The 22,860-nt window shown below is 60.0% G+C and carries 15 protein-coding genes; 6 read left to right on the forward strand and 9 right to left on the reverse strand.

The annotated features are described in order from the left end of the window. Nucleotides 1-70: 70 nt before the first annotated feature. From ACW9HW_RS07645 to ACW9HW_RS07670, 6 genes are all read right to left on the reverse strand, one after another. Nucleotides 71-1,051, reverse strand: coding sequence for a FecR domain-containing protein (locus ACW9HW_RS07645; RefSeq protein ID WP_457399216.1), 981 nt, complete (start codon nucleotides 1,049-1,051; stop codon nucleotides 71-73). Further along, complete coding sequence (locus ACW9HW_RS07650) at nucleotides 1,048-1,554, reverse strand: sigma-70 family RNA polymerase sigma factor (protein ID WP_457399218.1); 507 nt, start codon at nucleotides 1,552-1,554, stop codon at nucleotides 1,048-1,050. The genes ACW9HW_RS07645 and ACW9HW_RS07650 overlap by 4 nt, the downstream gene beginning before the upstream one ends. A gap of 226 nt (nucleotides 1,555-1,780) precedes the next feature. Continuing rightward, nucleotides 1,781-2,239, reverse strand: coding sequence for a MarR family winged helix-turn-helix transcriptional regulator (locus ACW9HW_RS07655; protein ID WP_457399220.1), 459 nt, complete (start codon nucleotides 2,237-2,239; stop codon nucleotides 1,781-1,783). A gap of 152 nt (nucleotides 2,240-2,391) precedes the next feature. Next, a complete protein-coding gene (locus ACW9HW_RS07660) occupies nucleotides 2,392-2,844 on the reverse strand; it encodes an Ohr family peroxiredoxin (RefSeq protein WP_095195210.1) in 453 nt (150 codons plus the stop codon). Nucleotides 2,845-2,923: 79 nt separating this feature from the next. Next, the gene (locus ACW9HW_RS07665) at nucleotides 2,924-3,376 is read right to left on the reverse strand and encodes an Ohr family peroxiredoxin (protein WP_095195211.1); all 453 of its coding nucleotides are present in this window, start codon (nucleotides 3,374-3,376) and stop codon (nucleotides 2,924-2,926) included. Between the two features lie 202 nt (nucleotides 3,377-3,578). Next, the gene (locus ACW9HW_RS07670) at nucleotides 3,579-4,535 is read right to left on the reverse strand and encodes a LysR family transcriptional regulator (RefSeq protein ID WP_457399222.1); all 957 of its coding nucleotides are present in this window, start codon (nucleotides 4,533-4,535) and stop codon (nucleotides 3,579-3,581) included. Nucleotides 4,536-4,634: 99 nt separating this feature from the next. Here ACW9HW_RS07670 and ACW9HW_RS07675 point away from each other — a divergent pair, with 99 nt between their 5' ends. Then, nucleotides 4,635-5,384 (forward strand): SDR family oxidoreductase, encoded by a 750-nt coding sequence (locus ACW9HW_RS07675; RefSeq protein WP_457399224.1) that lies wholly within the window; start codon nucleotides 4,635-4,637, stop codon nucleotides 5,382-5,384. 8 nt (nucleotides 5,385-5,392) lie between these two features. Here the strand turns inward: ACW9HW_RS07675 and ACW9HW_RS07680 are convergent, their stop codons facing one another. Genes ACW9HW_RS07680 through ACW9HW_RS07690 form a run of 3 tightly spaced genes read right to left on the reverse strand, consistent with a single transcriptional unit; the run spans nucleotide 5,393 to nucleotide 6,676 of the window. Then, nucleotides 5,393-5,671, reverse strand: a complete 279-nt coding sequence (locus ACW9HW_RS07680) for a Rho-binding antiterminator (RefSeq protein ID WP_137805181.1) — start codon at nucleotides 5,669-5,671, stop codon at nucleotides 5,393-5,395. Nucleotides 5,672-5,675: 4 nt separating this feature from the next. Next, nucleotides 5,676-5,936, reverse strand: coding sequence for a DUF2024 family protein (locus ACW9HW_RS07685; RefSeq protein ID WP_095195214.1), 261 nt, complete (start codon nucleotides 5,934-5,936; stop codon nucleotides 5,676-5,678). Further along, nucleotides 5,936-6,676, reverse strand: a complete 741-nt coding sequence (locus ACW9HW_RS07690; protein ID WP_457399226.1) for a hypothetical protein — start codon at nucleotides 6,674-6,676, stop codon at nucleotides 5,936-5,938. The genes ACW9HW_RS07685 and ACW9HW_RS07690 overlap by 1 nt, the downstream gene beginning before the upstream one ends. 125 nt (nucleotides 6,677-6,801) lie before the next feature. Between ACW9HW_RS07690 and ACW9HW_RS07695 the strand changes: the two genes are divergently transcribed. From ACW9HW_RS07695 to ACW9HW_RS07715, 5 genes are all read left to right on the forward strand, one after another. Next, nucleotides 6,802-7,365 (forward strand): MarR family winged helix-turn-helix transcriptional regulator, encoded by a 564-nt coding sequence (locus ACW9HW_RS07695; protein ID WP_457399228.1) that lies wholly within the window; start codon nucleotides 6,802-6,804, stop codon nucleotides 7,363-7,365. A 200-nt stretch (nucleotides 7,366-7,565) separates the two neighbouring features. Beyond that, complete coding sequence (locus tag ACW9HW_RS07700; protein WP_457399229.1) at nucleotides 7,566-8,786, forward strand: helix-turn-helix domain-containing protein; 1,221 nt, start codon at nucleotides 7,566-7,568, stop codon at nucleotides 8,784-8,786. Between the two features lie 36 nt (nucleotides 8,787-8,822). Next, entirely contained in the window at nucleotides 8,823-9,455 is a 633-nt protein-coding gene (locus ACW9HW_RS07705; protein WP_457399231.1) for a Vgb family protein, read from the forward strand. A 270-nt stretch (nucleotides 9,456-9,725) separates the two neighbouring features. Continuing rightward, nucleotides 9,726-11,432 carry a ShlB/FhaC/HecB family hemolysin secretion/activation protein gene (locus ACW9HW_RS07710; RefSeq protein WP_457399233.1) on the forward strand — a complete coding sequence of 569 codons (1,707 nt, stop codon included), beginning with the start codon at nucleotides 9,726-9,728 and terminating at the stop codon, nucleotides 11,430-11,432. A 24-nt stretch (nucleotides 11,433-11,456) separates the two neighbouring features. Further along, nucleotides 11,457-22,859, forward strand: coding sequence for a two-partner secretion domain-containing protein (locus tag ACW9HW_RS07715; protein ID WP_457399235.1), 11,403 nt, complete (start codon nucleotides 11,457-11,459; stop codon nucleotides 22,857-22,859). Nucleotide 22,860 lies beyond the last annotated feature (1 nt).

A 22,860-nucleotide genomic window follows, 5' to 3' on the forward strand; every position in this document is an offset into this window, starting at 1 on the left:
TGTAAGTGTCAGGAGATAGGTGGGATGAGAAATGAAAACCAGACACGAATAAGAGTTATTTTCATAAAAATTATTGTCTGGATGATTTTGCACGGATCAGCGTCAGCCAAGGGCTGTAGTGGTCCACCCGGATCGGCAGGGTTTCAGCCAGGGCGTTGAAGGCCCGGTCGGGGTCGTTGAGCGGAAACACGCCCTGGACCCGCAAGTCGCGAATCTCGGGTGATACGCGGACAAATCCACGGCTGTAGGGCCGCAGGGCGTTGACGACCTTTTCCAGTGGTTCGTCCAGAACGTTCAGTCGTCCGCTGAGCCAGTCGGCACGATAGCGCTGATCACCGGCGACAGGTTCGATGCGCCGCGCGTAGAGCAGGGCGGATTCTCCCTCCTGCACGTTTCGCCGGGTGCCATCGAAGAGACTGGCCTGGACTGAATGCTCCAGCACCACCACTCGACTGGCGTCTTGTTCCTGGGCGACCAGGAAGCGTGTACCCAACGCCCGCACTTCGCCTTGTGCGGTGCGCACGCGCAAGGGACGCTGAGGATCGGCCGCCACCTGAATGACCAGTTCGCCATGACGCAGGATGATCAACCGCTGTTGGTCGTCGAACTGCAGATCCACCGCACTGTCGGCGTTGAGGCTCAAGCGACTGCCGTCCGCCAGGTTGAACGCCTTGCGCTGCCCGCGCCCGGTGTGCAGATCAGCGAACAAGGAATCGCCCAGCGGGCTGCGCGCACCCAGCCATAATCCGCCACCGATCAGGCCCAGGCCGGCGATCACACGCAGGGCATCACGCCGTGAACGATGAGGCTGCAATAGCAGTTGGCGGGCATGTTCGGTCTGGCCGGGCAAACGTCGATCAAGGGCACGCACCGTATTGAACGAGCCACCCAGACGCTCCTGTAATTGTGCCCAGGCCTGGGCGTGTGCAGGGTCCATGCTCAGCCAGGCATTGAAACGTTCCTGTAGTGCGGCCGTGGGTGTATCGGCGCGCAGGCGCACCATCCAGTCGATGGCCTGCTCGCTGACAGGATCGAGGCGCGGCTTGCTCATGATGCCGACTCGCTCAGATAGCACTGGCGCAACGCTTGTTTCATGTAGCGGCTGACGGTGCGTTCCGACAGGCCCAGCTTGTCTGCGATCGCCACGTAACTCAGACCGTCCAGCTGGCTATAGAGGAAAGTTGCCTTGACCACCATGGGCAAGCCATCCAGCGCGCGGTCAATGGCCACCAGGGCTTCGATCAGCAACAGTTGTTCTTCCGGCGAGGGCGCCAGCAACTCGGGCACGGTGGACAGGCGTTCCAGATAAGCCAGTTCCAGCTTGCGCCGGCGATAGCGGTCGAAAACAAGCCTTCGGGCGATGGTCGAGAGGTAGGCGCGAGGCTGTTCGATGCTGTCGGGATCGACGCGGGCCATCAGCATCTGGCAAAACGTATCGGCGGCGGTGTCCTCGGCGTCCGCGTGATTGTGCAGCCGTCGCTGAATATATTGCAGCAGCCAACGGTGGTGGTCGCTGAAAAAATAGCTCAGCTTGCGGGTCGAAGGAGGTTGCACCGGTCGTCTTTCCAGATGTTAGTGTAAATCGTTCTCAATATTACCTGTGCGATGAGAGGCGCCGCAATCTTTGGCTGCGTGGAATCTGGATGATGCGACGGAGGTGCCTGTAGGAGCAGCCGGTCGACGCTCGATTGCTCGCGATGGTCGTCAACGATAACGCGTGTTAACTGTCTAAACGCGGTGCTTTCGAGTCCATCGCGAGCAAGCTCGCTCCTACAGGTGTTCATTTATCGGCATTCGTCGTGCGAATGAGGTTGTTGCGCAACGCCACGACAGCCTTCTGCATCTGCACGAAGTCATCGGGATCAAGGCCGGTCTGCGGGAAGCCGTCTTCGGTCAGGCCTTCGCGCAGCTTTCGGCCTTCTTTGGTCAGGCTGATGCGCACCTGGCGTTCATCTTCCGGGTCGCGCTGGCGCAGCAGATACCCCATCGCCTCAAGCTTTTTCAGGATCGGCGTCAGGGTGTTGGATTCGAGAAACAGTTTTTCACCGAGGCTGCCAACGGTCTGGTTGTCTTCCTCCCACAGCGCAACCAGGGTGATGTATTGCGTGTAGGTCAGGCCGAGCCGTTCGAGCATCGGCTTGTAGGCCTTGCCGAAGGCGAGGTTGGTGGAATAGACCGCAAAACACAGGAAGTCGGAAAGCTTGAGATCCAGGGCGGATGGCTTGTCGGTGGTTTTCATGGGTGATCTCTTTGGCCGATCTTGACAGGCTGAAACTATACGTCGGATGCGATGGAGTCGGAAGTGCTCGAACCCGTCGGTCGCCTCAAGCCGCGTAAAGGCCGACGGCCGGTTCACCAGGGAAATACCTGGCAAACCGACCGTAGGGTGCGTTACGCGGTGACGACATTCAGGGTGACGTCGATGTTGCCGCGGGTTGCCTTGGAGTACGGGCAGATGGTGTCCGCCTTGTGCGCCAGTTCGGTGGCGACGCCATGGTCCAGGCCAGGTGCACGCAAGGTCAGGCGAGCCTGGAGGAAGTACTCCGCACCGGTCTGGCCCAGATCGACTTCGATATCGACCGCCAGATCCGCCGGCAGTGTCACCTTCGCTTGCTGGGCGGCCAGACCCACGGCGGCGATGTAGCAGGCCGACCATGCGCCAGCGAACAGTTGCTCGGCTTTCGGGTGCGGCTGGACGCCGCTGAACACGTGTGCCGGAGTGGCGCTGCCGGGCGACGAAAGTTCGATGTCGAGGCTGCCGTTATGGCCGCGCGAGGTGGTGCCGGCGCTGCTGTGGGTGGTATGGGTTTTGCCGCTGGCCAGTACTTTTTCGATTTTGCTCATGATAATTCCCTCGGGTTAACAGTCTGTATTGTTCGTGTGCGCTTGCATCGCATGCGATATTAATGCCGCAACAAAACATTTACGCCGTGATTACGTTCAGGGCAACGTCGATATTGCCGCGTGTTGCTTTGGAGTAAGGGCAGATGGAATCGGCGATGTGCGCCAACTCGGTCGCGACATCCTGTGCCAGCCCCGGCACACGCAGGGTCAGTCGGGCCTGAAGGAAGTAGGCCGGACCAGTCTGGCCCAGGTCGACTTCGATGTCGACGGCCAGATCAGCTGGCAAGACGATGTTGCGTTCCTGGGCCACCAGACCGACCGCGGCGGTGTAGCAGGCCGACCAGGCGCCGGCGAACAGTTGTTCGGCTTTCGGGTGTGGCTGGGTGGCGGCGAACACGTGATCCGGCTTGGCGGAACCGGGCGACGACAGCTCGATGTCGAGGTTGCCGTTATGGCCGCGCAAGGTGTTGTCAGCGCTGCTGAGGGTGGTGTGGGTCTTGCCGGTGGCCAGGACTTTTTCGATCTTGCTCATGGTTGAATCCTCGTTGGTGCAATCAGGTTTGATTTAGTGTCGTGTGCGTTTAGATCGCATCCGATGGAAGTGATACTCCCGCAGAACCCAATCGACGTCAAGGGGTATTTTTATGTCTTGGCGACGAATGGTCGGAGGCGGGTGCGTAACGGCCTGTTAGCGATCCAAATGTGGGAGCGAGCCTGCTCGCGAAAGCGGCAGGTCAGTCAATGGGGAGGTTGGATGTGATGGCCTCTTCGCGAGCAGGCTCGCTCCCACCGGTAATCGGGGAACTCAACCGCTGCAGCTCCCGCTGCACAAAATCGGCAAACAGCTTGATCCGGATCGGCGTCAGCGTGCCAAAAGCGTGCAGCGAATGAATCGCCCGGGTTGGCAGCGGGTGATCGGCCAGCACCTGCATCAAGGCGCCTGAATCCAGGTCTTGCTGCACCGTGCATTTCATCAGGTAGGCCACCCCCATGCCGCCGAGTACCGCGGCGCGCAGGCCGAACCCCGAGTCCAGGCCAATGCGGCCACGCGGGACCAGGGTTTCACCGTTGGCAAAAACGATGGGCAGGGTCTGACCGTTCAACTGATAGCGTACGAAGGGCAGGGCACGCAGAGCTTCGATAGAGGTCGGGTTACCCCATTCATCGAGGAACGCCGGGGACGCCACCAGCGCCATGTCGAGCTGGGCGAGGGTGCGGCTTTTCAAGTCGCTGTCGGCGAGGGTGCCGACGCGGAAAATCACGTCGTAACCTTCGCGAATCAGCTCCACACGGTGATCGAGCAAGGTCAGGTCCAGCTCCAGGTCGGGGTGATCGGCGAGGAACACCGAGCTGATCCGCGGCATCAGCAATCGCCCGAGTTCGCTCGGCATGCTGACCCGCAGGTGACCGCGTGCATCGCCGCTGTCTCGCAGGGCGTCGGCGGAGTCATCGATGGCTTGCAGTAGCGGCGCGACACGCTCGAAAAAGGCCTTGCCCTCGGGCGTCAGGCTGAGCGTCCGCGTGGAGCGACGGAACAGCTTGGCCTTGAGCTCCGTTTCCAGCCGGGCAATGCTTTTGGAGATGGCCGAAGGTGTGGTCCCGGCGTTGCGCGCGGCAGCGCTGAACGAGCCGGCTTCGACGGCACGGACGAAGGCAATCAGGCTGGCGGATTGATTCAACAGACTCGACATCTTGTGACTCCGCAGCACAACAGATGTGCCTTTTGCTGGACTGGTTGGCTGGATGCGCGCGCCATGATACTGCGCTTCTTCAACAAGCGGAGTCAGCAAATGCAACGTCTTCAAGGTAAGGTCGCGGTGATCACCGGCGGCAACAGCGGTATCGGTTTGGCCTCGGCGTGCCTGTTTGCCAAAGAGGGCGCACAAGTGATTGTCACGGCCCGTCGGCAAGCGGTACTGGACGACGCCGTTCGCCAGATCGGTCATGGCGCCATCGGCATCAAGGGCGATGTCGCCAGTCTTGAGCATCATGCCGAGGTGGCCGCGCAAGTCCGCGAGCGATTCGGGGCGCTGGATATCTACATGGCCAACTCCGGGGTCGTCACCTCGACGCCTTCGCAGCAGGTCACGCCAGAACAGTTCGACGCGCAATTCAACATCAATACCCGTGGTGTGTTTTTCGGTGTGCAGTCGATCGTGCCGTTGTTGCGTGACGGTGGCAGCATCATTTTGACCAGCTCCCTGGCCGCAACAAAAGTGTTCGAGGGGCATGCTGTGTATGCAGGGTCCAAAGCGGCCATCGCGGCATTTGCGCGCAATTGGGCGCTGGAACTGCGAGCGCGGCGGATACGCGTCAATGTGCTGAGCCCGGGCCCGGTCGACACGGCGATCATCGGCAAACTGGGGGTTTCAGAGGAACAGCGTCCAGGCTTCATGCAGATGCTGGCGGACATGATTCCCGCCGGTCGCGTGGGTGAGGCCGATGAGTTGGCGCAAGCGGCGCTCTACTTGGCGTCCAGCGACAGCTCATACGTCAACGGCATCGAGTTGCACGTGGACGGTGGCATGTCGCTGGTCTGAGATCGTAGCTAGAAGGTGCAGACAGCATCCGAAAAAACCACCCGCCCGAACTGCGCATTGGCGTCCAGCGGCGTGATGGCCAACAGTTGGTCCAGGCGGACCTCCTGCTGGCCGTCGGCCGTTTCCAGGCAGAGAAATTCTTCCTTGCTGCTGGCGGTTCGGGTGGTCAGCGCCTTGGCTTGCAAGCGCGCGCCATCCTTCAATTCCACATCCAGTCGGTAACCGCGCAGACAGGCGATTTCCAGATAGTCATGCAGGTCGCAGTTCAAGGGCTGATAGGTGTTCATGGCTTTACTCCCGGCAACCTTGCAGTTTGAGGATGAAGTAACCCTGCTCGGCGATCGCCGCGGCCACTTGTGGATTGGACGGTTCGACGTGGCAGAACTGGCAGCGGTCCTGGGCAATATCCTGATCCTGAACGCCTTGTTCATCAAGGAAACGACGCGCATAGGTTTTCGCCAGTTCGGGATTGTTATCCTCGATCAACACATCGAAGTGCAGGTAGCGGCCGTCTTTGGTGCGTACGTGGGTATCGAAGACCTTGATGCTCATCATTTGCTCTCCTTCAGTTTCCAGGTGCCCGGCAGCGACAGATCGCCCGAGGCAATGTCATAGACGCTGCTGACGCACAGCAACGGGTTGTGCAGGTCGGCATTGACCTTCAGTGCAGCGGTGACGCCGTCGTAATTAAAGCTTTCCGGGAACCCGACCGCCGCCAGCGGCACCCGGATTTTCGCCGCGTTTTTCTCGATGCTCAGATCGTAGCCGGGGGAGTCGATGTAGATGGGCGCACCCGGCCAGGTCGCCGGCAATTTGGGCTTGGCATCCTTGGGAATGTCGCGGACTTTCAAACCGCCAGGCCCGCAGCTTTCATCCTTGGTCAGCACCACCCAGTGGGCGTGCCACAGACCGCCATCGTTGTCTTTCTTGCCGTCCTTGTTTTCATCCAGTTGCGGGGTGTCATCGAAGTCCGGGTGCGACGTCAGCGCCAGGGCGAGGATGCCGGACTTGGCTTCAAAGCCGACGGCGGAACTGTCGAGGCTGGTCGGCCAGACATAGCTGTACACCTCGGCGCCGGCGAACGAGCCTTTGGCGGTCGGCACGCGACTGCCGGCCTTGCCGTCGACCAATTGCTCGAACACCAGGTCGCTGCCTTCCTTGGAGACGCGGGTATTGACCAGGTCGAACGCTGCGTCGGTCTTGCCTTTGTCGCTTTGGATGCCTTGCGAGTCATGGGCCCAGGCTTGTGACGCCAGCAGGGCGCCAAGGCTCAATGCCAGTGCGGTTTTCATGGGTGCCTCCCTTTCAAATTTGGCTGGATAACTGTTTCGAATCGACACCATAAAGCCTACGACAAGGCATGCTTTTGTCAATATGGTTTTTATCCGATACTATTTATCAACATTTTTAATCAGGAATGGCCCCCGTGTTGTTTGATCTGCTGGAAAGGTTGTCGAGCCTGACGCGCGTCTGGTTTCGCGAGCACCCGCTACTGACGGACCTGCAACCGATTCAGTTGAGTGCGCTGATGTACCTGGGCCGCTGCAATCGCTACTCCGATACACCCTTGGCGGTGACCGAGTATCTGGGGCTGACCAAAGGTACGGTGTCGCAATCGCTCAAGGCCCTGGAAAGCAAAGGCCTGCTGGTCAAACGGCCGGATGCCCGGGACAAGCGCAGCGTGCACCTGGTGCTGACCGAACCCGCCCAGGCGCTGCTGGACGCCGTGACGCCACCGGATTTTCTGGTGGCCGCCGCCGGGCGCATGGGGGCTGATGCGGTGGTGCTGGAAGGGTTGTTGCTGGAGCTGCTGCGCAATATTCAACAGGGCGAAGACGTGCCGGGCTTCGGCTTATGCCGAACCTGCCGTTTCCATCAGACCGTGGTGGGCGGGGCGTTTTGTGGATTGACCCAGGAGTCGCTGGAGCCACGGGAAATCGAGCTGATTTGTCGGGAGCATCAAGTGCCCGAGCCGGTATAGGCAGGGCTATCTTCGCTGTTTTCGAAGGCCCCTTCGCGAGCAAGCCCGCACCCACGGTTATGTGTCGACCACAAAATTTGTGAACGGAAAAAACCTGTGGGAGCTGGCTTGCCAGCGATGGGGTCAGCACAAGCACAGAAAGTCTGAGATAGACTCACAGCGACTATTCGACTCTGGAGCGTCGCCATGGCAAGCCTGCAATGGACTCGCTGATCACCGCCGCCGCCCAGGCGCTGGCCGCCGGTGATCCCCTTGGCGCGCTCGATCGGATTGCCTTGCGCGAAGACGCCCCCGCGCTGGCGCTGCGCGGGATCGCCATGGCGCAACTGGGGGATCTGGTGCGGGCCAAGGTGCTGGTGCGCCGGGCCGCGCGGGCGTTCGGGCCGAAAGAGGCGGTAGCCCGGGCGCGATGCGTTGTCGCCGAAGCCGAAATCGCATTGGCGTCCCGGGACCTTGGCTGGCCCGTGAAAGCACTCGATGCCGCGCGGCTCACGCTGGAGGCTCATGACGACTGGGTCAACGCTGCCCATGCGCGGTATCTGGACATCCGCCGCCTGGTGCTCATCGGGCAGCTGGATGAGGCGCAGGAAAAACTCATCCGACTTGACCCCGCCACCCTGCCGCCACCCTTGCGAGCCACCCATGAACTGGTGACGGCGGGGATCGCCATGCGGCATCTGCATTCACACACGGCGCGTGCGGCCCTCGTCAGGGCTGAACTCGCCGCGCGGCAATCCGCCATCCCGGCGCTGGAGGCGGAAGTCGCCAGTGCCGTTCGGCTGCTCGACAGTCCCGCCGCACGCTTGCTGGCCCAGGGTGAAGAACGGACATTGTTGCTCGACGAAGTAGAAGCGCTTCTCGCCTCGACATCGCTGGTGGTGGACGCCTGTCGATACGTTGTGCGTGGCGCGGGCATGTCGGTGTCGTTATCGACGCGGCCGATCCTGTTTACCCTCGCGCGAACATTGGCCGAAGCCTGGCCGGGCGATGTGCCGCGGGAAATCCTGATCACCCGGGCCTTTCACCTGAAGCTCAGCGATGAATCCCATCGCGCCCGGTTGCGGGTCGAAATCGGTCGACTGCGTGCGGCGCTCAAACCCCTGGCCGGTGTGATTGCCACCAAGCGCGGCTTTGCACTGGTCCCACAGGTTTCAGCCGAGGTTGTGCTGCTCATACCACCGGTTGAGGAAAAACATGCAGCGCTGTTCGCCTTGCTCAACGACGGTGAAGCATGGTCGAGCTCGGCGCTGTCGCTGGCGTTGGGTATCAGTCAGCGCACTGCGCAGCGCATGCTCGATACCTTGGCCGAGGCGGGCAAGGTGCAGTCGTTCGGGCAGGGGCGGGCACGACGCTGGCTGACCCCGCCGGTCCCCGGTTTCGCGACGACCTTGTTACTCCCGGTTCCGCTGCCCGGTGGCTAGGATGAACGCCACCACCCCCTTTCGAGGAACCGCGAAATGAAACAGTCAGCAGCCGAAATTCTCCGCGAGTATGGCCCCTTTGAAGGCGTCGAAACCGTGCACGGCCTTACCTGGGACGGGCACCAGGTATGGTTCGCCGCCACCGACAAGCTCCAGGCCCTGGACCCCGACAGCGGCCGCACGTTGCGCTCGATCGATGTCGCCGCCCACGCCGGCACTGCCTTCGATGGCAAGCATCTGTACCAGATCGCCGAGGACCGTATCCAGAAAATCGACCCCCAGACCGGCCGCGTACTCTCCACTATTCCGGCCCCCGGTGGTGGCAACGATTCGGGCCTGACCTGGGCCGAAGGCTCGTTGTGGGTCGGGCAGTACCGCGAACGCAAAATCCACCAGATCGACCCCGAGAGTGGCGCGATCCTGCGCACCCTCGAATCCAACCGCTTTGTCACCGGCGTGACCTGGGTCGAGGGTGCGCTGTGGCATGGCACGTGGGAAGGCGATGAAGGCGAACTGCGCCGGATCGATTCGAACACCGGCGAGGTGCTGGAAAGCCTGAAGATGCCGGCCGGTATCGGCGTTTCGGGGCTTGAGTCTGATGGTGGCGAGCGGTTTTTCTGTGGCGGTGGCAACAGTGGGCGGGTGAGGGTGGTGCGTCGTCCCTCATAACGCACCTGGCGGTGGTTGGATGTTTAACAACGTCCAACCATCAGGCGATTCTTCCGCCATGGCTCCAAGAGGTTTCCCGCCTGCACACAGGAACTGTCTGGTTTTAGCGATGAGCGCCCATCGCTCAGTCTTTTTCTGAGCCGTCTGATTCCATCGTCACCGTCCATCAGCTTGTCGTTTTCACAGGCGAGTCTTGATTGACGTCAGAATAGTGGCTCTCTAATATCACGCCATCACTGTGCCACCACTTCTGCTTTCGAGGGATCGAACATGTACCCACCCGCCCTCGTGGCGAGGTTGTGCCTGGCTTTGCTGTGCCTTTCTCCACTGAGTCCTGTTCACGCCGCTCCTACTCCCGGTGACACCGACCTGATCCGCGAACGCCAGGACCGCTTGCTCGAAGAACAGCGCCGGCGTCTCGAAGAACTCAAGGACTTGCCCGGCAAGCCGGTCCAGCCGACGCAGCCGCCAGCCCCGGCCGATACCCGTTGCTTCCCGATCCAGGACATTGAACTCAAGGGTGCCGACAGTCTCTCGGACCGCGAGAAAGAAAGCCTGCTCAAGCCTTACATCGGTCAGTGCCTGGGCGTGACACACCTCAATGAACTGCTCAAGGTCATCACCGACCACTACATCGAAAAAGGCCTGGTCACCAGCCGCGCCTACCTGCCGCAACAGGATTTGTCGGGCGGGCATTTGAAGGTGCTGGTGGTCGAGGGCCGGCTCGAAGGCTTGAAGGGCGCGCCGGACAGCCAATTGTCCGAGCGTGAGCTGGCCATGGCGTTTCCTGGGCAGGTCGGTGATCTGGTCAACCTGCGCGAGATCGAACAACTGGTCGATCAGCTCAATCGCCTGCCCTCGAACCAGGCCAGGATGGAGTTGGCCCCCGGCCAGAATGTCGGCGGCAGCGAGGTGCTGGTGACCAACAGCCCGCAGAAACCCTGGCGGATCGGGCTGTCGCGCAACAATGACGGCCAGCGCAGCACCGGTGAACAGCAGTGGGGCACGACGTTTGACTGGGACAGCCCACTGGGCCTGGCCGATCAGTTGATGCTGCGCGGCGGTCACGACGCAATGACCGATCACCAGCACACCTCCAACAACGCGTTGCTCTACTACAACCTGCCGTGGGGCTGGTGGAACTTCAGTTACACCTACAACCAGAGCGAGTACCGCTCGCAGATCGCGGCCAACGGGTACAACTTCAAGCAGACCGGCGACAGCGAAAACCATCAGTTGCGTGCCGAGCGGGTGATCCACCGTAATGCGGTGAGCAAGACCTCGCTCAACGTCGGGCTCTCCCATCTGCGCACCAACAACTTCATCGAAGACAGCAAGCTCAAATTGAGCAGCAACCGCATCAGCGAGTTGCAGTACGGCATCAACCATGGACGGCGGGTGGGCAGCGCGTTCGTCAACCTCGACCTCGGCCTGCAGCAAGGCATCGGTGCGTTCGACGCCCAGGGCAATGACCATCCGGGGGCAGGGGAGCCGAACGCGCGCTACCGCAAATACACCGCCACGGCGACCTGGCTGCAGCCGTTCAAGCTGTGGGGCGAATCCTTCAGCTTCACCAGCCTGATGACCGGCCAGCGCAGTGAAGACGTGCTGTTCAGCCCGCAACGCACCAGCCTTGGCGGGCAATCTTCGATTCGTGGTTACAAGGATCAATCGTTGGCCGGCGACAGCGGCGGCTACTGGCGCAACGACCTGCGCTGGAGCCGTCAGGTGACGCTGGAGTGGTTGCGCCCGCTGTTCGCCGAATACGGCACCGGCCTGGGTTACGACCAGGGCGTGATTCGCGGCGATCGCTACAACGGCGATCAGCACGGGAGGATGTCGAGCAACTCGCTGGAGTTGTTTGCCCGGGGTCAGCACCTGGCCGCCAGCGTGACGTTTGCCCACTCCCTGGAACGCCCCGACGCCCTGACCGAACGTGAAGCCCCGATCTATTTTCGCGTGGACCTCTTCCTCTAATTACGTTTCTTCGAGATCAACGACATGGACGTTCGCCACTACGCCTTCCTCGCCCGCCAGCCTTCAGCCGTGCTGAACACCCGCGAACGTTTCTGGGGCATGCCCAAGCGCGGGCTGGCGTTCCTGTTGGCCAACGTCATGTTCTGGCAACCGATCTGGGCGCAGGCGGACGGTATCGTGGTGGCCAACCCCGGCACCGGTCTCGGTCAGGCGGGCAACGGCGTGCCGATCGTCAACATCGCCACGCCCAATGGCAGCGGCCTGTCGCATAACCAGTTCGTCGATTACAACGTCGGCAACCAGGGGGTGATCCTCAACAACGTCGCCAACCAGACCGGTGCCACGCAACTGGGCGGGATCATCATCGGCAACCCGCACCTGAAAAACAGCGGCTCGGCGCAAACCATCCTCAACGAAGTGGTCGGTGGCAGCCCGAGCCAACTGCGCGGTTACACCGAAGTGGCGGGGCAGTCGGCGCGGGTCATCGTTGCCAACCCCTATGGCATCAGCTGCAACGGTTGCGGCTTCATCAATACCCCGCGTGTGACCCTGACCACCGGCAAGCCTGTGCTCGACGGCAGCGGACGGCTGGATCGCTTTGAGGTCGATCAAGGCAGCGTGTCCATCGACGGCACCGGCCTGGATGCCAGCCAGGTCGACCGCTTTGAAATCATCACCCGCAGCGCGAAAATCAATGCCGAGATCCAGGCGAAAAACCTGACCCTCATCGCCGGTCGCAACGACGTCAACGCTGACAGCCTCAACGCCACGGCGCGTGCCGATGACGGCAGCACCAAGCCGCAGCTGGCCATCGACTCCTCGGCGCTGGGTGGCATGTACGCCGGGGCGATCAAGTTGGTGGGCACCGAGGCTGGGGTGGGGGTGAAGCTCGACGGCAAACTGATCGCCAGCGGCGGCGACATCCAGCTCGACGCCAATGGTCATTTGAGCCTGGCGCAAATATCTGCCACAGGGGCGGTGAACGTTAAAGCCGCCAGTCTTGACGCCCAAGGACAGGTGTACGCAGGCACTGCCGTCAACGTGCAAACCCAAGGCTACCTGACAGTCCAGCAAACCCTCGCGGCTCGGGACAGCATCACCCTGAGTGCCGGCGGTCAGTTGACCAACAACGGCATCATCGAAGCGGGAGTCAATGCCGACACCAGCCGCAATGCCAACGGCGATGTGAACCTGACGGCGCAGAACCTCAACAATATCGGCAAGAGCGTGGTCGCCAGCCGCAACCTGACGGTCAACACCCGCCAGACCCTGAACAACCAGAACGGTACGCTCAGTGGGCAAAACACCGCGATCACTGCCGGTTCGCTCGACAACCGCAACAGCGGTCACGTGTTGAGCAACGGCTTGCTGAGCCTCAATGCCGGTCAGGTGTTGAACAGCAACGGAGTCATCAACAGCACCGGGAAACTTACCGGCAACGTCGGTCGACTGATCAACAGTGATGGCGAGCTGACCAGTCAGATGGATACCGTATTGACGGTCACGTCGCTGGATAACGTCGCCGGTCTGATGATGGCCGGTCGCTTGCTGGACATCACGGCACTCGGCACGATCGATAACCGCGAAGGCAAGATCGGGTCGAAACAGACCCTGACCGTCAAGGCGCAAGATCTCGACAACAGCCAGCTTGGCCAGTTGACCAGTGAAGGCACGCTGACCACCCGGGTCAGTGCACAGCTGAATAACCAAAAAGGCCTGATCCAGGCCAACGGTGCAATGGATGTGCAGGCCACACGACTGGACAACCGCACCGGCAAGATTTCCAGCCTCGACAACCTGACTGTCAGCAGCACCCACACCGACAATCGTGGCGGGGTCATTCGCGCGGATCAGGCGGTGAAGTTGCTGGTCAGTGAACTGGACAATCGCGACAAGGGCCGGCTTGAAAGCAAGGCCGCGCTGACCTTCGACGGCGGCAAGCTGGACAACAGCAATGGCGGCCTGATCACCTCGACGGGATTGATGACCCTCACGGCCAATGAGGTTGCCAACGTCGCCGGGCGCCTGTCCGGCAAGGGCGATATCGACGCGAACATCGACACCCTGAACCAGCAGGGTGGCGAACTGGTTGCCGAAGGCAATCTGAAACTGACCGGCAAGGCGCTGGATAACCGTCAGGACGGTCTGGTTGCGTCGCTCAAGACATTGACCATGAATGTCGACCGGATCGATAACCGTGGCGGCTCGTTGTCCAGCCAACTGGATTTGCAAGTCAAAGGTACACGCCTGGATAACAGTGATGGCGGCAAGGTGCTGTCGGACACCACGCTGGGCTTGAAAGTCGACCAGATCATCAATGCGACCGCCGGCCTGATTTTCAGCAAAGGTGCGACCACGCTGACGGGCATAGGCTTGAGTAACATCGGCGGCCGTATCGTCAGTCAGGGTGAGCTGAAGCTGGCCTTGGATGCCGCCCTGGACAACCAGCAAGGCCTGATCAGCAGCGAAGGCCAACTGACCCTCAATGCCGGCAGCCTCGATAATCGTCTGGGTAAACTGTCGAGCCTTGAGGCGATGGCACTGACTTCTATCGGCGCAGCGTTGAATCAGGGCGGTCTGATTGCTTCGCAGAAAGGCCTGACGCTGAACAGCGGTAGTCTCGACAGCAGCAGTTACGGTGTGATCAGCGCCAAAGCCGATTCAACGGTGACCACCGGTGAGTTCAACAACAGTCACGGCGGCAGTCTGGCGACCGATGGCACCCTGGTTGTCACGGCAGGGCATCTGGATAACTCCACGGGGCAAATCGGCAGCCAGCAGCGGCTTGAGGTTTCGGTCACGTCCCTTGATCAGGACGGCGGTGAGCTGTTCAGCAACACCGACCTGACCCTGGATCTGAACAATGGCCTGCTGAACAACCAGCGCGGCAATATTCATACGCCGGGTCAGTTGCTGTTGAAGAATCTCAATGAGGTCAACAACAGCGCTGGCGAAATCTCCGGGGCCAAGGCCTGGAGCATGAATGCGCAAAGCCTGACCAACGATGACGGCAAACTGCTCGGCAATGAAAAGCTCACCCTCGTCATCGACCGGGTACTGAGTAACGTCAAAGGTCTGATCGCCGCGGCAGGCATCGAAAGTCACAGCGCCAGCCTGAACAACGCCGGGGGTGATATTCGTGGTCGTGGGGATGTAGACATCACCGTCACCGATGACTTCGACAACCAGGCCGGCGTGGTCATTGCCGACAATGGCTTGACCGTCAAAGCCGCGCGTCTCGATAACCGGGGGGAAGGCCTGGTAGGCGCCACAAAAGCGCTGAAGCTCACGGTCGATCACCTCGATAACCGCAATGGCGAACTGTCGAGCAAGGCCGACGTGGACCTGATCGGTGCGTACCTCGACAACAGCGACAGTGGTTACATCCTGGCCGGCGGCAATCTTGCGCTGACGGTGGATCAGGTGATCAACCGCAACAAAGGCCTGCTGTCCGGTGACACCGGGCTGACGGTGACCGGGCGAACCCTGGAGAATAGCGGCCGCCTGATCACGCAGAACAACCTGGCGATCACGCTTTCATCCGATCTGAACAACAACCAAGGCAGTCTGGTCAGCGAAGGTGCACTGGCAATCAGCGCCGAGAGCCTCAGTAACAATGGCGGTACGGTATCCAGTGCCAAGGCTTTGACCGTCGATACACGGGGCGATGTCAGCAACCAGGGCGGCAAACTGCTGACCGACTCGACACTCACGCTCGACAGCCGCGCTCTGGATAACCAGCAGAACGGCATCCTCAGCAGCAAAGGCAACCTGAGCATCACCACCGGTGCACTCAACAACAGCCTGGCCAGTATCTACTCCGCCAATCAGCTGGATTTGAGTGCCGGTCAAGTCATCAACACCGGCGGCAGCCTGGGTGCAGGTACTTCGCTGGTGGCCAATGTCAGTGGCCTCGATCAGCAAGGCGGCAAGCTGTTCAGCCAAGGCAACCTGAGCCTGGATCTGAACGGTGGGGCGTTGAACAACCAGGACGGTTTCATCAATGCGCCGGGTCAGTTGTTGCTGAAAAACCTTGCTGACGTGAACAACCGCAACGGCGAGATTTCCAGCGAACAGGCTTTCGACCTGATTGCCAGTCAACTGGACAACAGCGGTGGACAACTGCTGAGCAACCAGAAACTCACTCTGCAAATCGACAACGCACTGACCTCGATCAAGGGCAAGATCGCCGCGGCAGCGTTGCAGGTTCGTGCGGCCAGTCTGGATAACAGCGCCGGTGTCCTGCTCAGTGACAGCGATCTGGGCGTGACCGTCGAGGGTCTGTTGATCAACCAGGACAAAGGCATCATCAAGGCTGCGCAACAGCTGACCCTCAACAGCAACGGTTTGAACAACCAGGGCGGAACGCTGCTCGGCGGTTCGGCCGTCACCCTCGATCTGGGCACGACACCGGCGGATCTGAACAACCAGGATGGCTTGATCAACACCAAAGGTGTGCTGACCGTCGCCCACCTGCGTGACCTCAATAACCAGAAGGGCGAAATCTCCAGCGTCCACAGTTTCAGCCTGACCGGCAACACCCTGGACAACCGGGGTGGCAACCTGATCAGCAACGATCAATTGACCCTCACCGCCGCCGAAGTGAAAAACCAGGGTGGTTTGGTATCGGGCTGGAATGGGCTGACCGTCTCCGGCGCCTCGCTGGATAACAGCCAGGAAGGCACACTCTCCAGCCTGCTCGGCAACCTGAGCATTGACCTGAGCGGGGCGCTGATCAATCACTCTAAAGGCGGGCTGGCCGGCAAGGGCGAGGTGAGCATCACGGCGGCCAGTCTCGATAACAGCAACGGCATCGTCACCAGCGGCGGGAAGCAGACGCTGACGATCTCCGGCGGCGAGATCAACAACTCCTCGGGTGGCTTGATCGAAAGCAGTGACACCCTGGATATCCACGGCGCAACGCTGGACAACACGTCCGGCAGTGTCTCTGCCGGCAAAGCCTTGACCTTCACCGGCACGCAACTGGACAACACCGGTGGCAGCCTGGTTAGTGAAGGCAGCGTCACCCTCGATTTGCTCGGAGCCCTGACCAACGTCAATGGCGCGCTTGGCAGCAGCGGATCGTTGATGGTCAATCGCTCCAGCAGCATCGATAACCGAGGCGGCCAGTTGATCAGCCAGAGTTTGTTGAGTCTGTTGACCTCCGGTGATCTGAACAACAGTCAGCGCGGCACCTTGTCGGCCAACGGACAACTGGATCTGACTGCCACCGGTACCGTTCATAACGACGCTGACGGTTTGATTTCGAGCCGTGACGCGGGTGTGACCCTTACGGCGTCAGCCCTGAACAATGCCAAGGGGGCCGTGCAGAGCTACGGTGCGCTGACCGTGGAGGCGGGTAATGGCGCGATCGACAACCAGGGCGGCAAACTCATCGCGCAGACCGGTGATCTCAACCTCACCGCCGCCAGTCTCGACAGCCGCGGCGGTGTGCTGTCGAGCCTAAAAGGCTTGCTGCAAACCCGGTTGACCGGTGTGTTGAAAAACGGCCAGGGCGGGAAGCTCGAAGGCAGTCGCCTCGATTTGCGAGCGCTGGGCGGTATCTACAGTGACGGCGGCCGTATCGCGGCCAACACTGGCGACATCCTGCTCGATGCCGGTAGCCATGCCGTCGACAACAGCAACGGGGGGATTTACGCGAAGGGCCTGGTGAACGTCATCGCGGGCTCGATGAATAACAATGGCGGGCAAGTCAGCGGCAACGGGATCGACCTCGGCGTCGACGGCAATCTCTCCAACCGTGGCGGCCTGATCGAAAGCGCCGACACCCTGACCGTGCGTGCCGCCAACCTCGACAACCAGGGCGGCAAACTGCGTGCCCTGGGCAGCAGCGGTAAAACCGATTTCCAGATCGGCAGCCAGTTCGATAACCGCAATGGACTGTTGGAGACCGCCAACCAGCAGCTGACCCTGGCAACACCGGGCTTGCTCAACGCCGGTGGCAACGTGACCCACGTCGGCACCGGTCTGTTCGACATCTCGACCACCAATGTCATGAACGCCGGCGGCACGCTGGTTACCCGTGGCGACCTGAACCTGAACGCCGTCAGCTGGACCAACAGCAGCGTGATTCAGGCCGGGCGTCTGACGGTCAACGTCAACAATTTCAACCAGACCGCGAGCGGCCAGTTGCTCGCCTCGAATCAGCTCGTGGGGCGCGGTGGGAACTGGAACAACGACGGATTGATTGCCAGCGATGGCAGCCTGGATATTCAGTTGAGCGGCGGCTATGGCGGCAATGGTCGCATGAGCAGCCTGGGTGACATGCAGGTCGATGCATCCACCCTCAACCTCAACAGCGCGGCGAGCATTGCCGGCGGCGGCAACGTCACGGTGGGCGGTCGTGGCGGTTTGTCGGTGTTGAACAACTACGGTCGCCTCACCGCGACCAATAACCTCAACCTGAATGCGGGCGCCGTTAACAACTACGGCACACTCGCGGGCGGGACGGGGATGAAACTCGCCGCGTCATCACTGATGAATGATCAAGGCGGGTTCTTGTTCAGTGGCGGCAACATGCAGCTGCGGGTAGGAAGTTTCACCAACAAAAAATCCGATGTGTACAGTTTGGGGGCTATCGACATTGCGCGGGACGATGCGGGTAACCGTGCGGCGTTGGTGGAGAACCTTTCCGGGACGATGGAGAGCATCGGCAACTTCTCGATCAAGGCGGATTCGATCGTCAATCGCCGGGATCAGTTCAAGACCGTGTCCGAGATGTATTCGGCGGATATTGGTGTTCGTTGTTATGAATGTACTGAACTGCCACGTTTCTGGACGGACGTTCGTGACGATGGACTACCCAGTCATCTGGTATGGGAGCAGAAATTCCGAGTCACTATTCTGGAGGGGGAAAGCTCCAAGGCAGCCACTATTACTTCCGGACGCAATCTTGATGTCTCCGGTGGTTCGTTCCTGAACTCGAACTCGTCTGTCGCGGCTTCAGGGGACATCGGTATCAACGTGAGCAACTTTGAGAACTCCGGTACCGCTACGGGGGATTACGTTTCTCGTAAATACGTCACTGGCGGGCAATCCCTCGATCAATGGCGTGAGATCGCCCTGTACAACATGTACAACGATGCGGACTACAACCAGGATCTGCGTTTCTGGAACGTCAATGAAGTTGAGTCGAGAACGACCCCTCGACAAGTGAAGCAAGGTGCGAAGAACGAATATGACTATTATCAGGATCTCGGCCCTATCGTTCTTTATTTAGGGAGTTACACCGGCAATGTACTACCCGCGGTTAAATTTGATGCGTCTCAGTATTCAACCGGCATTAGAATCGACGCCCCCAGCTTCATAAAAAACGCCGTCTTCAGTGAAAAAATCATTGCCGCAGATCCTTCAGGTTTTGCATCGGCGATCATCCAGGCCGCCGGCAACGTCACCATCAACGCAACCAACAAGATCAACAACGGCGTAGAAAAAGCCTACAGTCCGGGCGTTTCCGGCACTTCGCGCAACACCGGCACCGGAGCGACCGGCACCGGCAAACCCACAGTCATCAGCCTCAACAGCCAACTGCCGCCGGACCTGGCCCAGCAACAGGTCAATCCTCTGACATTGCCCGGCTTCAGCCTGCCGGTGGGCGACAACGGAATGTTCCGTCTGAGCGGCAAAAACGGCACAGATCCAACGATCGTCACAAGCCCGCCACGGACCATCGGTTCCGCTACCGGCGGCACGACCCAGCGCTCGGACGGCATGCCTGTCAGGCAAGCCACTGAGTTGCAATTCGACGAGAACGACCCGGTCTCGGTGAAAAACCGCGAGCTGGCATTGGCCGGTAGTCCGTCCCTGAACCTCAACGACAAGGCCGCTCAGGTCAACGTCAACGCGGCTGTCGGTGACGGGGCAGTCGGGGTGCAATTGCCTAATCGCGGCAATGCGTTGATCTATGTGCCCCGCGTACAGGGAGTGCCCGACACCAGTGTGCGCCGCAACCCGAACAAGTACCTGATCGAGACCAACCCGGTACTCACCGATCTCAAGCAATTCATGAGTTCGGACTACCTCTTGGCCAACCTCGGCTATGACCCCGACACCAGCGCCAAACGCCTGGGCGACGGTTTCTTTGAACAACGGATGATTCAGCAAGCCGTGGTCGAACGCACCGGTCAGCGCTTCATCGATGGCCAGACCTCCGACGAGGCCATGTTCAAGTACCTGATGAACAACGCCATCGCCAGCAAGGACGAACTGAACCTGTCCGTGGGCGTGACCCTGACCGCCCAGCAAGTGGCGGCCCTGACCCACGACATCGTCTGGCTCGAAGAGCATGAAGTGAACGGCGAAAAGGTCCTGGTGCCGGTGCTGTACCTGGCCCAGGCCGACAATCGCCTGGCGCCGAACGGGGCGTTGATCCAGGGCGGCGACGTGACCCTGATTGCCGGGCAGGATCTGAACAACGCGGGGACCTTGCGCGCCACCCACAACCTGTCAGCGTCCGCCACGCAAGACCTGACCAACAGTGGCCTGATCGAAGCCGGCAACCGACTCGATTTACTGGCGGGCAACAACATCATCAATAAATCGGGCGGCGTCATTGCCGGGCGCGATGTCACCCTCAAAGCCGTGACCGGTGATGTCATCAACGAGCGAACCGTCACCACCGCTGACTTCAGCAACAAAGGCTACACCCAGCAGCGCGACTACCTGGACAGCGCCGCGCGGATCGAAGCGGCCAACGACCTGACCATTGGCGCGGGCAGGGACGTGCTGAACACGGGCGGCGTCATCACCAGCGGTCGTGACACCGACATCGAGGCCGGGCGCGACATCGGCATCGTCTCCGTTGAACAGCAAAGCAGCGACACCGGAGGCAAACAGAAAAGCTCGGTCACTCAGTTCGGTTCAAGCATGAACGCTGGACGCGACATCACCATGAGTGCTGGCCGCGACATGAACATCGTCGCGAGCGAGATCACCGCCAAACGCAACATCGACCTGGCGACCGAAGGCGACATGACCATCGCCTCCGGTGCCGACGAAACCCATTCCTACTACAAAACCAAGAAAGTCACCGCGCAGGAAGATCACGTCAAACAAGTCGCCAGTGCGATCACGGCTGGCGGCAACGTCGCGATGAGCGCGGGCAACGACATGGCGGTCATCTCCAGCCGCATCACGGCGGGTGACGAGGCCTACCTGGTCGCGGGCAACAACCTCGAACTCTTGGCCGCTCAAGACACGGACTATTCGCTGTACGACAAAAAGAAAAAAGGCAGCTTCGGCCAAAAGGAAACCCGACGGGATGAAGTCACGAAAGTGACTCATGTCGGAAGCGAGATCACATCAGGCGGCGATTTGACGCTGGTCAGCGGCGGGGATCAGCGCTATCAGGTGGCCAAGCTCAACAGTGGTGGAGACCTGACACTGGACAGTGGTGGCAGCATCACGTTTGAAGCGGTGAAGGACCTGCATCAGGAGAGTCATGAGAAGAGCAGCAATAGCCTCGCGTGGACCAGTGCCAAGGGTAAGGGCAATACCGATGAGACTTTGCGTCAGAGTCAGCTTGTGGCGCAGGGTGAGTTGGCAATCAAGGCGGTCGATGGTCTGAAGATCGACATCAAACGGATCGACGAGAAGTCGGTGAGCCAGACCATTGATGCCATGGTGCAGGCTGATCCGCAACTGGCGTGGCTCAAGGAGGCTGAGCAGCGAGGTGATGTCGACTGGCGCCGCGTGGAAGAAATCCACAAAAGCTTCAAATACTCAAGCTCGGGACTGGGCGTCGCTGCACAACTGGCCTTGGCGATCTTGCTGGCAGCGGTGACGGGTGGGGCAGGAGCCGGATTGGTCGGTGCCACGGCAGGTACCTTTTCCGCAGGCTTTGCCAACGCAGTGTTGATCGCGGTGGAGACCACGGCTGCCAACAGCGCCATCAGTAACAAAGGCGACTTGGGTGCAGTTTTAAAAGACACCTTTAGCAGTGAAAGCCTTAAAGGTTATGTGCTCTCTGGAGTGTTGGGCGGAATTGGCAGCAGCAGCCTGGGTTATGACCCAAGCAAAATTGGTTTTGACCTGGACAGTCTTGGCCAAGTCGTTCTTAAGACCGGTGCTGACACCATAGCCCAAACCGTCCTGCAGGGCGGCAGCCTGGGCGACAACTTCGTCAATAATCTGCTGGGTGCCGTCGTTAATATTGGCGGTGCTATTGCGGCCAATAAAGTCGGCAACCTGGCTCTGGTCGAAGGCAGTCCGACCAAGATCGCGGCCCATGCGCTGGTCGGTGGTTTGAAGTCGATGGCCATGGGGGGGGACTTCAAGACGGGAGCATTGGCAGGAGGGGCTAACGAACTTCTGGTGCAGTACCTGGCGGACTTGGTGTTGCCCGAAGGCTACGATCCGTACGCGCCGGGGGGCGACCAGGCTAAAGCCAACTTGTTAGCGATGTCGCAGTTGCTTGGTGTACTCACAGCGGTACTTTCCGGTAGCGATCCTTCTATTGCCGCGAACATTGCCGCCAATGCCACTCAGTACAACTACCTGAATCATTCAGATCTTGATCGGGCAGCAAACGAGTTGGTGGGTTGCGGTAAAGACACCCAATGCATCACTAAGGCATATACCTCGTATCGCGAGTTGAGCCAGCAACAGGAACAGGAAGCACTGATCCAATGTGGGCAGGATCCAAAGAGCTGTGGACGCATCGCAAATCTGGTGGCCAAGACACAAGCGGATACTGAACATTTCCGAGACCTGAGTACCTCTGCGTCACCCGAAGCCCGTCAGGCTTATAACCTGCTGATTGCAGAAAACGATGGCTTCCAGAACCTACTGGCGAGTGCGACCACTGAGCACTCGGCCAAGGCGGTTGCGGACATCCTTGTTGAAAAATGGGGGATGAGTCCGGAGCATGCGGCTGCTGTTATGGTTGGTGCCATAACGCTTGCAAGCGGGTTGGCTGCTGTTCGGATTGCGCGGGGCGGCAATGAGTCAACCAAGGGGGTTGCTTCAGGCTTGCCGGTGGACTCTAATATCTCCAGTAGTGGAGCGGTTGGTGCTAAAGAGGCTGCAATAGCTCCGAAAGTCACCATCAAAGATCACTATGATCACCACCTGAATATGGTGGATGACATCAAGGATCAACTTTCGTCTCAAGGGTTCAGAGTCAGCGAAAAGGAAATATCATTTGGCAGCTCCTGTGGCACTGGTCGTTGTAGGCCAGACATCGTGGCCGAAGCGCCTGATGGAACCCTTAGAATTATTGAGGTTAAGACGGGAGGCGCGGACCTGAGTATTCGCCAGTCCGAAATTTTCCCTCAAATAAAAGACGGGAGTTCAATTCCAAGAGGGAAGGTTGCCGAAAGTTTTGGCTTGATACCCGGCGTGCCGTTAAAGGATCAAGGTTATCCTAACGGTATCCCTATTGAGATAATGAATTTTCCTGGTGCTTAGT

The sequence above is a fragment of the Pseudomonas sp. SDO5532_S415 genome (genome assembly GCF_054071155.1).

Bases quoted from the DNA above. Each gene is read 5' to 3' on its own strand.
- ACW9HW_RS07645 (WP_457399216.1), bottom strand. From the start codon at position 1,051: ATGAGCAAGCCGCGCCTCGATCCTGTCAGCGAGCAGGCCATCGACTGG.
- ACW9HW_RS07655 (WP_457399220.1), bottom strand. From the start codon at position 2,239: ATGAAAACCACCGACAAGCCATCCGCCCTGGATCTCAAGCTTTCCGAC.
- ACW9HW_RS07660 (WP_095195210.1), bottom strand. From the start codon at position 2,844: ATGAGCAAAATCGAAAAAGTACTGGCCAGCGGCAAAACCCATACCACC.
- ACW9HW_RS07665 (WP_095195211.1), bottom strand. From the start codon at position 3,376: ATGAGCAAGATCGAAAAAGTCCTGGCCACCGGCAAGACCCACACCACC.
- ACW9HW_RS07670 (WP_457399222.1), bottom strand. From the start codon at position 4,535: ATGTCGAGTCTGTTGAATCAATCCGCCAGCCTGATTGCCTTCGTCCGT.
- ACW9HW_RS07675 (WP_457399224.1), top strand. From the start codon at position 4,635: ATGCAACGTCTTCAAGGTAAGGTCGCGGTGATCACCGGCGGCAACAGC.
- ACW9HW_RS07680 (WP_137805181.1), bottom strand. From the start codon at position 5,671: ATGAACACCTATCAGCCCTTGAACTGCGACCTGCATGACTATCTGGAA.
- ACW9HW_RS07685 (WP_095195214.1), bottom strand. From the start codon at position 5,936: ATGAGCATCAAGGTCTTCGATACCCACGTACGCACCAAAGACGGCCGC.
- ACW9HW_RS07690 (WP_457399226.1), bottom strand. From the start codon at position 6,676: ATGAAAACCGCACTGGCATTGAGCCTTGGCGCCCTGCTGGCGTCACAA.
- ACW9HW_RS07695 (WP_457399228.1), top strand. From the start codon at position 6,802: ATGGCCCCCGTGTTGTTTGATCTGCTGGAAAGGTTGTCGAGCCTGACG.
- ACW9HW_RS07700 (WP_457399229.1), top strand. From the start codon at position 7,566: ATGGACTCGCTGATCACCGCCGCCGCCCAGGCGCTGGCCGCCGGTGAT.
- ACW9HW_RS07705 (WP_457399231.1), top strand. From the start codon at position 8,823: ATGAAACAGTCAGCAGCCGAAATTCTCCGCGAGTATGGCCCCTTTGAA.
- ACW9HW_RS07710 (WP_457399233.1), top strand. From the start codon at position 9,726: ATGTACCCACCCGCCCTCGTGGCGAGGTTGTGCCTGGCTTTGCTGTGC.
- ACW9HW_RS07715 (WP_457399235.1), top strand. From the start codon at position 11,457: ATGGACGTTCGCCACTACGCCTTCCTCGCCCGCCAGCCTTCAGCCGTG.